The following is a 12,600-nucleotide window of genomic DNA, read 5'->3' as shown; positions in this document are numbered from 1 at the left end:
AAAGGAGGGGTAGCGTTAAGGGCTTAACGCTGACCGTACTCGACACCGCCAAGCAGAGCGTCATCGGTGGAAACAGCCTGTGCTTCCGGAATTCGGTCTTCGGTCAGAGCCTGGCCGATGCCGAAGATAGCGGCACCACCGAGAAGGGCGCCAATGAGCGCCGAGGCCAGGGCAGGGCCAACGCTACGACGCTGCTCGGAATCAGTTTCGTATGCCATGTTGAGGACTCCTCGTGTGCATTAAGTCAATACTGTTTTTAAAACTACACTCTGTGACTTCTGTAAACCAGTGGAACAGCTGGGAATCTCTCCCTGCCTTGAACTTTGGGTGGTTTCAGCGGTCATTGAGTTTTCTTAGTTGAGAGATTAACCCATTTTCTATCAGCTAAGTAAGTTTTTAAAAATTTTCTAGAAATTATTCCTTTTCCCCCGGAACGACGAGGACCGGGCGGCCAGCATTCTTCAGCAACGCGTCAGAGGTCGAGGCGGTAAACAGACCACGCAAGCCAGTCACACCACGAGTGCCGGAGATAATCACGCCCGCATCGAGGTCGTGAGCTGCATCGACGATGGCCGACCAGATAGTAGTTTCAGTCTCTACCAAGTAGGGCTCCGCGACGAAGCCGGCCTCAGCGGCAATCTGCACACCTTCACGGCAAATACGGACGGCCTCGTCGTGAGCGGGATCGCCGTCTTCAGTAGTGGCGTCCCAGTCGGGCTGCATCATGCCAGAGGCGCCAGCAGTGCGTGCTGCAGCACGCTGTAGAGGCTCCCAGGCCGTCAGAATGTAGGCCTTCTTAACGCGCAGCAGTTTTCCGGCGTAGGCCAGCGCCCGCTTGGCTTCGTCGGAGCCGTCATAGGCAATGAGCATGGAATCAGAAATCGGTTCAACCATTTTCAGTTCAATCCTTACGTCAGAGATAGCCGAAAGACTGTCAATAGATACAGAAAAAGAGATGTCGCTGTAGTCCAGGATAGGACAACAGCGACATCGAGTACGTCAATCTTTAAAGCTACTCCGAACGAGCGGCTTGAATCAGATAGAGAGTCATTAACAGAAAGCGGTAACGTCCACTGTTATGGCAGCAGAACAAAATCCAGGGCAACCTCAATCAAAAGTTCCTGGGTCCTCGAAGAACGCCATTGCACTCGGCGTCCCCGTCCTTGTCATAGCCGTAATCGTTGCGGCGCTGAACTTGCGCCCGAGTATTGCGTCGATTGGTCCGGTGCTCGATCAGCTCCTCTCCGACCTCGGCGCATCCTCCGCCTTTGGTGGTCTGATTACGGCCATTCCGGGGCTCGCGTTTTTCGCGATTGGGTTGTCCGCGGTGTCCGTCGGCAAGCGCATGGGTTTAAGCGGCGCACTCACACTGTCTGCAGCGTTGCTATTCGTCGGTCTTGCGGTGCGCCCGTGGGTGAGCAGCATCTGGCTATTCCTGTTGTTTACTGCGTTGTCGGTTGCTGGCATTGCGCTGGGAAATGTGCTGCTACCTGCGTGGATTAAGGTGCACGGCGGTCGCCATACGGTCGTGCTGATGATGCTGTACTCCAGCATGCTCGCCCTCGGCGGTGGACTGGGGCCAGCGACGGCATTTTTCATTAGCGATTCTCCCGAGACATCTGCAGATGGCATCGAGATGTGGTGCTGGGCGCTTGCCGCATGGTCAATCACCGCCCTGGTGCAGCTCGTCGTGTGGTTGCCGCTGCGTGCACGCATCGGATTCGACTACCCGAAGGCGCCGGTCAGCTCCTCGGCAAGCACACCAATCTGGAAGTCACCGACAGCCATTGCGCTGGCAGTTTTCTTCGGCGTGCAGTCGATGAACGCCTACGTGCTCATGGGCTGGATGCCGAAAATGCTTATCGACGCAGGTATCAGCGTAAACATAGCCACTGCAGCGTCCATGATCGTTCAAGGGCTGGGCATCATCGGCGGTCTGCTGATGCCACCGCTGATTGCACGGCTCCGCACCATGTCCTACGTCGCCTTTGGTCTCGGCTGCCTTTTCTTCCTCGGCTATGTGTTGATGATTTTGATTGACCAGCGGGGAGCGGCGGAAACTGGTGCTGGATACGCGATTGGGGCTGCGTTCCTGCTGGGTGTGGGTGGTTTTTGTTTCCCCATGGCCATCGCACTGATTCCGGGCCGCACGCGCAGCCACGAGCTGACCGCGCGACTGTCCGGCTTCGTGCAGCCAATCGGCTACGTTTTCTCCGCAGTCGGGCCCTTCCTGGTGGGTGTGGCCGCTGGAACGACGGAAGCGTGGACGCCGATTCTGGTCGTGCTGCTTGGCACCACGATGGTGCTAGCAGTGCTTGGGTTGATTGTCGGTCGGCCAACGTACATTGATGACGAACTGGCCGATCGAGGTATCGGCGAAAAGAAGCCGGGACGTATTCAGCTCGACTGAATTTAGGGGAGTTAGCTCCACTGTATTTGGACACGGGCCAACTTAGCTTTGAACCTATGACAAAGAAAACGAATTTAATCGCGCTGGCCTGGAGTTTTATTCTCGGACTGCTGTTCATTCCGGGATTGATTGTCTCCGCTTTTCTTCTGCCCTGGATTCCGCTCATTGGCCGCGGTGCCGATTGGCTCTCCCGCTGGGCAGCATCGTGGTCCGGCACCCCAATCGCCAACCGCGTGACCAATCGCTGGTTCGACATCCGCAACTTCGTCAACCTGCTTGTCCAGTTGGCCATTGGCTTTGTCACCTTCATAGCGTGGGTCGGCGGCGGGTTCACTGTTGGTGTGCTTTTTGGCGCACCATTCCTGGTTGATGAAGTGGAGTTTTTCAGCTGGACTCTGACAGACCCCACACAGAAAATCGGTGTTGCCTGGGTTTTCGCCATCGTCTTTTTGGTGCTGACCATCGCCATCAACCTCGGTGCCGGCCTGCTGTCCATTTGGCTCTCTCGCGTCATCCTCGCACCATCCAGTGAGGAAGTCAGCCAGTCCCGCGATGTGCTCATCGACTCTTTCTCAGGCGAGCGCCGTCGCATTGAGCGCGAGCTTCACGACGGTCCGCAGCAGCACCTGACCGCCTTGAAACTCAACATTGCCGCTGCTCGCATGGGTAAGACTGAGGAAAAGGTAGCCGAGGCACTCTCTGCCGCCGACCGCAATGCAACGCAGGCTCTTGCGCAGCTGCGCTCCGTGGTGCTTGGCATCGCCCCGCCAGTGCTTTTCGAAAATGGCCTAGTCGCAGCAGTAGAGGAATTGGCAGCGCACTCTGGCATGGAGGTTTCTGTTCGTGAGGACGGTGTCTCCGACTTCGGCCCGATTGACGAAACCTCAGCGTTACTCGCTTACCACTGCGCAGCGGAGGGGCTGACCAACGCCACCAAGCATGGCCATGCCGATCGAGCTGATATCACTCTCGCGGTTCAGACTCCGAAGAAGGCGCTCGTGTCCCATCTGGATACGCTTACGGTCACTGTGCGCGACAATGGCGAAGGCCTGGAAAAACCAACGAGTGCAGACGCTGTAGACGTCGTAAAGCATGACAGTGGAACCGGCATTGCGGGCCTGCGCGAACGGGCGGCAGCGCTCGGTGGAACCGTGGAACTCACCAACGCCGACGGTGGAGCCCAATTGCTGCTGGAACTGCCGATTCGCCAAGGAAGGACGCGATGAAAATACTGCTGGCAGAGGACTCCGTACTCCTGCGCGAGGGGCTGACCGGCCTGCTGCGGGCGCTGGGGCACGAGGTCGTCGCCGTCGGCGATGCTGATCAGCTGCTCGCCGCTGCTGAAGGGCAGGTGTTCGATGTCATCGTTACTGACGTTCGGATGCCGCCGAGCATGCGTGACGACGGCCTGGTCGCGGTATCCACATTGCGTCAGAGCAACCCCAACCAGCCAGTTGTCGTGCTCAGCCAATACGTGGCGGCCAGTTACCTGGATCGCCTGCTGCAGCATGGTGGCTTTGGGTACTTGCTGAAAGAACGTGTCTCGGATGTCGAGCACTTTGTCTCAGCACTGGAAGAGGTACGAAGTGGCGGTACCGTGGTTGATCCTGAAGTGGTCGCGACGCTGCTTACTGCAAAGCAGTACGGTATCGCCACGCTGACTCCGCGTGAGCGCGAAGTGCTCAATCTGATGGCGCAGGGGCTCAGTAATAAGGAAATAGAAAAACGCCTGGTACTAACCGCAGGCGCTGTGAGTAAACATGTGGCAAATGTGTTCTTGAAGCTGGGTTTCCAACCGGAAGATACAAACCGTCGTGTCAAAGCCGTGTTGCGGTGGCTGAGGTACACCGCGCCGTCGCCATCCTCGTAAACCGCGACCACGTAAAAGCCCCACGCCAACTCCTCCGAAACGGGAGTCGGCGTGGGGATTATGGGTAATTGGTGCTACTCGGATATAAGAAAGGCGAGGGGGGAAGCCTCGTCATCGACGAGACGCAGGCTCCGACCGTGCGGTTGATCTACCAGCTGTTCCTTGATGGGATAGCGATCAGTGAGATTAAAACCGAGCTCGCTGCCCGCAAGATTCTCACCCCGCGCGGGAAAGAAGTGTGGTCAACCTCGACAGTGTGCTCCATCCTGTCCAACGAAAAATACAAGGACGACGCCCTGCTGCAAAAGACGTTCACCACCGATTTCCTTACTAAGAAGATGAAGGTCAACGAAGGCGAAGTACCCCAATACTATGTATCAGGTAATCATGAGCCGATTACCGAACCGCGTATCTGGGATCAGATGCAATACGAACTCGCCACCAGGCATGGCAACATATAGTCAGCGAAAGTCGGGTTGTTCTCCACCCGGCTGGAATGTGCTCGGTGTGGGGCGTGGTATGGGCGTAAAACGTGGGCGTCGAACACGAAATGCAAAGACGCAGTTTGGCAATGCAACCATAAATACACAGACGAACATCCCTGCAGCAGCGCGACGGTGAAAGACGAGCAGATCGAAGCGCTGATTGCGGAAAACCAGCGGTGTGCGCTCGACCAGGACGCCTGCCAATCCGCGTACGCCGAACTCGATACTACCTACCGTAAGACGCTCGCACGTAGAACAAGCCTGGAAAAAGATATCGCAGCGAACACCGCCAAGCACGCCGCCATCACCACAACCCTGAATGATCTGACAGGGGAACCTGTGAGCGAGTTTCACCCCGCACAATGGAGCGCACTTATCGACCACGCCATTGTCACCGAGGACGCGATCCGGTTCGTGTTCCGCACCGGTGAACAGGTGAGGATTGCCCTGAAAGGGTGATGTTCGTATCAGTTGACGTGCACAGTAGACACACCTCCCAGAAATATAGTAAGGTTAGGCATGCCTAAGAAGGATGGTGCTTACGTGAACGAAAGTGCAACGGATCAGGTTGTTGAAGGCGAGTATGGGTCGGCGAAGGAAAAATCAGTCGCTGGCCAGAACGCGATCCGTCAGCTATCGCAGCCGGTGAAAGGCAAACTGTTTATCGCGCAGGCCTTAACGTTCGCCTCTGGGGTGTTGGCTATCGCACCCTATGTGGCTTTGGTGGAGCTGGGAGCTGCGCTGATGCAAGACCGGGTGGACCCGGCGCGGGTGAACTGGATCGTGATGCTCCTTGTTTCTGCTTACATGGCGCGGTTGACTTTGTATTTTGTTGCGTTGGGCGTGACGCATTTTATTGACCTGTCGTTGCGTAATCAGATGCGTCGGCAAATTGCCGCCCGAATGTCGACTGCTCCGCTGTCGTGGTTTACCCGCGAGGGCGAAGGGAAGATCCGCAAGACCATTCAGGATGATACGGCCACGGTGCACACAGTGATCGCACACGGGCCGATCGAGAAACTGAACGCAATCGTCTCCCCGCTCGCCTTGTTGGCCTATGCGTTCGTGGTGGATTGGCGGCTCGCTCTGCTGTCGATTGCAACGATTCCGGTTTATGTGGGCATGTATGGCATGTCGATGCGAGGGATGAATGAGAAGACCGCGGAAATGGACACCAAGCTCGCTCAGGTTTCGGCAACGATGGCCGAGTTCGTTGCCGGTATCTCAGTGGTGAAAGCGTTCGGCAAGGTCGGCCAAGCACATAAAGCCTATTTAGATGCAGCTAACGAGTTTTCTAAGTTCTACCGGGCGTGGTGTATGCCGCTGGTGTCGATGTCGGTCGCCTCATTTTCGTGGGTGTCGATCCCGGTGCTGTTGATCGTGAACCTTGGCGGTGGCGCGTTGATGATGAACGCCGGTTGGGTGAGCATCTACGAGGTGATAACGACGACGTTGATCGCCTTGGTGCTGCCGGGAGCGTTGATGGCAGTCGCAACCATCGCCTGGTCTTATCAGCTCGCAGGTTCAGCGGCAGTACGGCTGGTGAATGTCATGGAGCTACCGGCGTTGAGTCAGCCCGATGCGCCACAGACACCACACGGTCATGATATCGAGATTCGGGGTGTGTCGTATGCCTATGACGACACCCAGGCATTAGACGAGGTGAGCCTGAGCATTCCGGCAGGCACGGTGACCGCGCTGGTTGGCCCGTCGGGTGCGGGGAAGTCGACGTTGGCGAGTTTAATTGCCCGCTTCGATGACCCGGACGCTGGCACGATCACCATCGGCGGGGTTGATCTAAAGAGCATTTCCCAGGATGTGTTGTATTCGACGGTCGCATTCGTCCTGCAAGATGCACAGCTTATTCGCGACACCATCCACAACAACATTGCCCTGGGCGCGCGAGACGCAACCTTGGAGCAGGTGCGGCAGGCAGCGAGAGCAGCGCAGATCGACGAGTTCATCATGAGCCTGCCCGATGGTTACGACACTGTGTTGGGGGAGGACACCCACGTTTCGGGCGGGCAGGCAGCCCGTATCGCGATCGCCCGGGCGCTCATGGTTGATGCCCCAGTGTTGGTGCTGGACGAGGCGACGGCGATGGCGGACCCGGAATCGGAATCGAAAATCCAACAAGCTCTCTCGACTCTTGCCAAAGGCAGAACCGTGATTGTGATCGCCCACCGACTGGCCTCGATCAGAGGGGCAGACCAAATTGTCGTCATGGAACGCGGGGGCATTGCTGTGGTCGGTAAACACGACGAGCTGTTGGGTAATGCGCACTATCAGGCACTTCTTGCCCAAGGTGCATGCGAGGAGATGAAACGATGAATCAACTATTGCTGCCACGCTTTAAGCGTTTGATGGAACCCACCTCGTGGCGAGACCTCTCGGTCGGTCAAGCGTGGGGTGCGGTCTCAGGACTGTGTCACGGCTTTGCCCTGCTCGCGCTACTCCCTGCAGCAAGCGCCTTGGCGACCGGAATGCCGGTGTGGGGGCTGTCGTTTTGGGGCTGGCTCATCGCCTTGGCGGTGTTCGCGGTGCTGGGCGTGGGCACGGAGTTTTATGGCATGCGCACCGGCTATATCGGCGCGCTTGGATTCATTCACGACGTCCACCAGGCAGTAGGTAACAAAGTAGCCCGCCTACCACTGGGAGTGTTCGATTCGGGTAGCTCTGGCCGACTGTCGCGCATGGTCACCAAGGAAATGATGGACTTGGGCGAGTCGGCGGCACATTTCCTTTTCTCCCTCGTCCAAAAACTCTCAGCCGTGCTCGTAGTCACTGTGGGAACCTGGTTCTGGGATTGGCGGCTGGGACTGACCTTGACGATCGCGTTCCCGATCATGCTTGCCTTCCTCCATATCTCCCGTGTGCTTCTCGATAAGGGCAAGAAGGTTTCCGAACCAGCCGAGTCAGAGTTGGCGGCTCGCATGGTCGAATTCGCCACCTGCCAAGGTGCATTGCGTTCCTGTCACGTCGCCGACGACTACCCGGCCCTTGATCAGGCTTTCGACCAGGCTGACCGCAAGGGCCGCAAAGCATTGTGGTTCGAAACACTAGCGAACCTGATTAATGGGATGTTCGTCCAAGCGCTCATTGTGGTGATGATCTGGCTCACCGCCCAACTCACCCTCGGCGGGCAGATGAATGCGCTGAACGCCTTGGTGACAATCGGCATGTGCCTGCGGTTCACCACCATGCTCCAAGACATTGGCGGAAATATATCTGGGCTGGAAGAACGCCGCCAGCAGATGAACCACGTCGACAAGGTCATGGACGCTCCCGAACTGTCCGAACCTGTCACCTCCACACCGGTGAGCGCTCCTGGTGATGTTCGCTTCGATGATGTGACCTTCGGCTACGATCCGGACACCCCGGTTCTCCGTGATTTTTCCTTCCATGTCCCGCAAGGCGGCATGTGTGCCCTGGTTGGTCCATCTGGGTGCGGGAAGACGACGATCGCCCGGTTGGTTGCACGTTTCTGGGATGTGCAGTCCGGCAGCGTGCGCGTTGGCGGGGTTGATGTGCGTGAGCAGACCACCGAAGATTTGATGCGCCAGATATCCCTGGTCTTCCAAGACGTCTACTTATTCAATGACACGCTTGAGGCCAACATTCGCCTTGGCAACCCAGAAGCTACCGATGAAGAAATCAGGTGGGCCGCTGACCTGTCGGGCGTGACGGAAATCGTCAACCGCCTCCCAGATGGCTGGAATTCATTGGCGGGCGCTGGCGGGCGTGCACTGTCAGGTGGGGAACGCCAACGAGTGTCCATCGCTCGCGCCTTGGTGAAGAAGGCCCCGATCGTGCTGTTCGATGAGGCCACCAGCGCATTGGACGCGGAAAATGAAGCCAACATTGTTGCGGCGATGAACGAGCTACGCAAGCACTCCACGCTGATCGTGATCGCCCACAAACTGGAAACCATTCGCCAAGCTGACCAAATTATTGTGCTCTCCCACGGTGGGCGTATCGCCCAGCGCGGGCCTCACGACGAGCTGGTCAACCAGCCGGGTCAATACCGCGATTTCTGGCAAGAGCGCATCAACGCAGGCGGATGGCAACTCGTCTAAACACAGCGCATATCAGCACATAAAAGGAAAAACTATGTCCACACGCACATCCTCGCGCCTCAACACGCGCGACTTCATCAACATCGGCGTCTTCACTGCCTTGATGTTCGTCATCGTGTTTGCATTCGGAATGCTCGGGTTCATCCCCGTCGCCATGTATGCCGGCTTCTTGCTTTCTATCCTCGTTAACGGCATCGTCTTTGCGCTGTTCACAGCACGCACTCCGAAGATGGGGGCATTGACCATCATGCTGATCCTCATCGAAATCCTCTTCTTCGTGACCGGCCACTGGGTGGGCGGCATCGCGATCGCCGCTGTATTCGGCCTGCTCGCCGACCTAGTCATCACCAAGGGGCCGAAGAGCGTGAAGGTTCGCGTTCCGCTGGCATACGCACTGTTTATTCTGCCGATCTACGTGTCACCGTGGATGCCGCTATTTATGAACCAAGAGGCATATATGTCGCAGATCGCCGAACAAATGGGCGCCGAGTATGCCGCGAAGATGGCCCAGGTTGTCACTATCCCGATTCTGTTGGGCTTCTTCGTCGTGATGCTCATCGTTGGCTGGCTTGCTGGTCTGTTGGGAACCAGGGTCGCGCGCAAACACTTTGAACGGGCCGGTCTTGTCTAAACTTCCCGACCCGCGCACGATTATCGTAGCGCTCGTCATCGTCTCCACCACGATCTACAGTTCCTACTCGCCGTGGTTCGTGTGTGCTCTGGGCGGATTCGCTGCCGTGATGCTGGCGAGCGCCTCGATCAACCCCAACACGCTCGTGCGCCCGAGCTGGGTGGCCGTCTACCTGGCCACGTTTGCGGTCCTCGGTGGGCTCGTTTATGTGATACCCCTGGTCTGGAAATCAACAGCCAGCGCATTCCTCGTGCTGTTTCTGCAGTGGATGTGGCGATTCAGCGTCAGCGCAGGCATGGGCGCATACGCGATCGGTGTAATCCGACCTGCCACCTTGCAAAAAGCACTAGCCAGCTCACGAATCCCGACTTGTTTGACGATCCCTATCTCAGTCGCGTTACGGGTGCTGCCCGTGATCGGCCACGAGGTTAAAGCGATCTCAGATGCGATGAAGCTTCGCGGGATGTCCGCGCTTTCCCTGCGCGCGGCCCAGTACTTCACGATCCCGCTGCTATCGACCGTGGTGCGAAGCGGGGACGAACTGGCATCTGCTGCCCTTGTACGCGGACTGGGCGGAACCGCAAAGCCTACCTCAGTCACGGTCGTGAAATTCCGGGTGGTCGACGCGGTCATTCTGCTCATCGTTATCGGCTTCGCGATATGGAGAATCACCCTATGACAACAGCCCAAGCCACCGGCGTCACCTTCACCTATCGGGGAGCAGACCACCCCTCAATCACAGACGCAACCATCACCATCACACCTGGAACCGTCACCTTGCTGTGCGGCGCGTCTGGGTCAGGGAAAACTACCGCGCTACGGCTGTTTAACGGGCTGATCCCGCACTTCCACGACGGCGACCTTACCGGAAGCGTCACAGTCGACGACATTGACGTGGCACGAGTAGATCTATCAGAGCTTGCCCACCACTGTTCGACAGTGTTTCAAAACCCGCGCACCCAGTTCTACACCACTCACGTGCGCCAAGAACTCGCCTTCGGCCCAGAAAATCTCGGCCGCGACCCGCAGGAGATTAGTGCCCGCATTGACGAGGTTGCCGCCGAGTTAGGTATCGCCGACCAGTTGGAATCCCGCGTCACACAACTGTCGGGTGGGCAGATGCAACGCGTGGCCTGCGCCGTCGCCATGTGCAACAACACGTCGCTGATCGTCTTTGACGAGCCGACCGCGAACTTGTCCGCTGACGTTATCGACCAACTCGCCACGCTCATCGCCCGGCTCAAAAAAGACGGGCACACCATCATCATCGCTGAACACCGGCTGAGTTTCCTCGCCGGGATTGTCGACCGCGTCTACTGCTTCGACAAAGGCAATATCGCCCTCACCGCAACCGGCGAAGAGTTCTACGCTACCTCGGATGAGGAGCGCAAACAGCTTGGACTGCGATCCCTTGTGCCCGTGCCCATGCCGCAGCTACCGCAACCGGCAGGAGATGGGCTCACGATCGACAACCTCACCTTCGCCTACCGCCACGGAAACACAGTCCTCAACATCGACCATGTGCTCTTCCCGGAAGGGAAAATCACTGCACTGTTGGGCCCGTGCGGGTCGGGCAAATCAACACTGGCACGGATCGTCTGCGGACTTGAAAAGGCCAAGCATACATCCATCACACTCAATGGACAGAAATTCACCAGCCGTGACTCCTACCTTGTGATGCAAGACCCTACCCGACAGTTGTTCTCGGACACAGTCATTGACGAAGTCACGCTCGGCACGACCAAAGCCGAAAAGCAACGCATCGATGCCCACGCGATCCTTGAAGAACTCGACCTTGCCGACCACGAGGCTGATCATCCCCAAGCACTCTCTGGCGGGCAACGCCAACGCCTGGTTATTGCTACAGCGCTTGCTGCGAACAAGAAAGTTTACATCTTCGACGAGCCCACGTCCGGTGTTGGCTACAAGCACCTTGTCGCGATTTCCCGGGTAATGCGTAAACTCGCTGACACTGGTGCCGTCGTCATTGTCATCACCCACGACGCTGAACTCGTTACCGAGGTCGCCGACCATAGCGTCCGCCTCGACCAAATCAACGCCTGCTAACGCAAACGCCTACTTATCATTTTCGACGTCATAGTGGAGCCGATGACGGGAATCGAACCCGCGCCGCCTGCTTGGGAAGCAGGAGTTCTACCATTGAACTACATCGGCACACAGTAGGCGGAATGATTAAAAGCACGCCACGGGATTGGCACAGTAGGTGTGGCATGCAGGAAATCAGTCGCCCTCTGTAACTTCAATGTAGCACTCTCGATTCGCGTCGAAAAAATTGGTTGGCAGCAGCTCCGCTGAATTTATCGCGGGCATATCCTGCAACCCGCGCACGCTGTGCATTACAGAGCGGTTAAGCTGGTCTATGTGTTGCTCTCAGATCGTGATATTCGTGCCGCTATCGATGCCGAAGGCTCCGGCCATCTCGGCATTGATCCTTTTGACCCGAAGATGATTCAGCCTTCGTCCATCGACGTGCGTCTGGACAAGTTCTTCCGAGTTTTTAACAACTCGCAGTACACGCACATCGATCCGAAGTTGCCGCAGGAAGAACTGACGTCCCCGCACGAGGTTCCAGAAGGGCAGCCCTTCATTCTTCACCCGGGCGAGTTCGTCCTGGCATCGACCCTGGAGTACTTCACTATTCCTCCGAACTTGGCAGGCCGCCTGGAAGGTAAGTCTTCGCTGGGGCGTCTGGGCCTGGCAACGCACTCGACCGCCGGCTTTATTGACCCAGGGTTTTCAGGCCACATCACGCTGGAGCTATCCAATGTGGCGAACTTGCCTATCGCACTGTGGCCGAACATGAAGGTCGGCCAGCTGGCACTGTTCAAGATGTCCTCGCCGGCAGAGGTGCCTTACGGTTCCGGCAAGCTCGGTTCGAAGTATCAGGGGCAGCGCGGCCCGACGCCGTCGCGTGCGTACCTGAACTTCCGTGATGAGGAATAAGGCACCTGAAACTCGGGATATGAACTCGGAATATAAATGAATTGTGAATAGCCCCGAGTGAATTCTCGGTGAAGAAATGGAAACAATTGTTCAATAAAGAGTTTCCGCAGGTGAAAAGCCTAAATATGGGCCTTTAGTTCACACCATTTAAGGGTTAAATCGGC

At 57.2% G+C, this 12,600-nt stretch carries 13 protein-coding genes and 1 tRNA gene; 11 read left to right on the top strand and 3 right to left on the bottom strand.

The window, feature by feature from the left end:
* Positions 1–23 precede the first annotated feature (23 nt).
* A complete protein-coding gene (locus HMPREF3130_RS04525; protein ID WP_005510537.1) occupies positions 24–218 on the bottom strand; it encodes a DUF2613 domain-containing protein in 195 nt (64 codons plus the stop codon).
* A gap of 196 nt (positions 219–414) precedes the next feature.
* Positions 415–894: a universal stress protein gene (locus HMPREF3130_RS04520; protein ID WP_005510532.1), complete on the bottom strand. Its 480-nt coding sequence runs from the start codon at positions 892–894 to the stop codon at positions 415–417.
* A gap of 184 nt (positions 895–1,078) precedes the next feature.
* Between HMPREF3130_RS04520 and HMPREF3130_RS04515 the strand changes: the two genes are divergently transcribed.
* The 10 genes from HMPREF3130_RS04515 to HMPREF3130_RS04470 all read left to right on the top strand — a co-directional run bounded on the left by HMPREF3130_RS04515 (position 1,079) and on the right by HMPREF3130_RS04470 (position 11,539).
* Positions 1,079–2,410, top strand: a complete 1,332-nt coding sequence (locus HMPREF3130_RS04515) for an MFS transporter (protein ID WP_083276334.1) — start codon at positions 1,079–1,081, stop codon at positions 2,408–2,410.
* A gap of 56 nt (positions 2,411–2,466) precedes the next feature.
* Complete coding sequence (locus HMPREF3130_RS04510) at positions 2,467–3,636, top strand: sensor histidine kinase (protein ID WP_070429410.1); 1,170 nt, start codon at positions 2,467–2,469, stop codon at positions 3,634–3,636.
* Positions 3,633–4,280 carry a response regulator transcription factor gene (locus HMPREF3130_RS04505; RefSeq protein WP_070429409.1) on the top strand — a complete coding sequence of 216 codons (648 nt, stop codon included), beginning with the start codon at positions 3,633–3,635 and terminating at the stop codon, positions 4,278–4,280. Before HMPREF3130_RS04510 ends, HMPREF3130_RS04505 begins: the two co-directional genes overlap by 4 nt.
* A gap of 71 nt (positions 4,281–4,351) precedes the next feature.
* Positions 4,352–4,741 carry a recombinase family protein gene (locus HMPREF3130_RS11480; RefSeq protein WP_070429408.1) on the top strand — a complete coding sequence of 130 codons (390 nt, stop codon included), beginning with the start codon at positions 4,352–4,354 and terminating at the stop codon, positions 4,739–4,741.
* 15 nt (positions 4,742–4,756) lie between these two features.
* The gene (locus HMPREF3130_RS11470) at positions 4,757–5,224 is read left to right on the top strand and encodes a recombinase zinc ribbon domain-containing protein (RefSeq protein ID WP_224433374.1); all 468 of its coding nucleotides are present in this window, start codon (positions 4,757–4,759) and stop codon (positions 5,222–5,224) included.
* Between the two features lie 84 nt (positions 5,225–5,308).
* A complete protein-coding gene (locus tag HMPREF3130_RS04490) occupies positions 5,309–7,096 on the top strand; it encodes an ABC transporter ATP-binding protein (protein ID WP_070429427.1) in 1,788 nt (595 codons plus the stop codon).
* Positions 7,093–8,841, top strand: a complete 1,749-nt coding sequence (locus HMPREF3130_RS04485; RefSeq protein ID WP_070429407.1) for an ABC transporter ATP-binding protein — start codon at positions 7,093–7,095, stop codon at positions 8,839–8,841. The genes HMPREF3130_RS04490 and HMPREF3130_RS04485 overlap by 4 nt, the downstream gene beginning before the upstream one ends.
* A gap of 34 nt (positions 8,842–8,875) precedes the next feature.
* Positions 8,876–9,472 (top strand): MptD family putative ECF transporter S component, encoded by a 597-nt coding sequence (locus tag HMPREF3130_RS04480; protein WP_016421585.1) that lies wholly within the window; start codon positions 8,876–8,878, stop codon positions 9,470–9,472.
* Complete coding sequence (locus tag HMPREF3130_RS04475) at positions 9,465–10,151, top strand: energy-coupling factor transporter transmembrane component T family protein (protein WP_070429406.1); 687 nt, start codon at positions 9,465–9,467, stop codon at positions 10,149–10,151. Before HMPREF3130_RS04480 ends, HMPREF3130_RS04475 begins: the two co-directional genes overlap by 8 nt.
* Positions 10,148–11,539: an ABC transporter ATP-binding protein gene (locus HMPREF3130_RS04470; protein ID WP_016421583.1), complete on the top strand. Its 1,392-nt coding sequence runs from the start codon at positions 10,148–10,150 to the stop codon at positions 11,537–11,539. The genes HMPREF3130_RS04475 and HMPREF3130_RS04470 overlap by 4 nt, the downstream gene beginning before the upstream one ends.
* A gap of 34 nt (positions 11,540–11,573) precedes the next feature.
* Here the strand turns inward: HMPREF3130_RS04470 and HMPREF3130_RS04465 are convergent.
* Positions 11,574–11,647 (bottom strand) — tRNA-Gly (locus tag HMPREF3130_RS04465).
* 207 nt (positions 11,648–11,854) lie between these two features.
* Between HMPREF3130_RS04465 and dcd the strand changes: the two genes are divergently transcribed.
* On the top strand, positions 11,855–12,436 hold the full coding sequence (dcd, locus tag HMPREF3130_RS04460) for a dCTP deaminase (protein WP_038626826.1): 582 nt from the start codon (positions 11,855–11,857) through the stop codon (positions 12,434–12,436).
* Positions 12,437–12,600 lie beyond the last annotated feature (164 nt).

This window comes from Corynebacterium sp. HMSC14B06, assembly GCF_001807075.1.
Lineage (GTDB): Bacteria > Actinomycetota > Actinomycetes > Mycobacteriales > Mycobacteriaceae > Corynebacterium > Corynebacterium jeikeium_D.
Note: the sequence above shows the minus strand (reverse complement) of the source record. Positions and strands in the feature narration are given on the sequence as shown.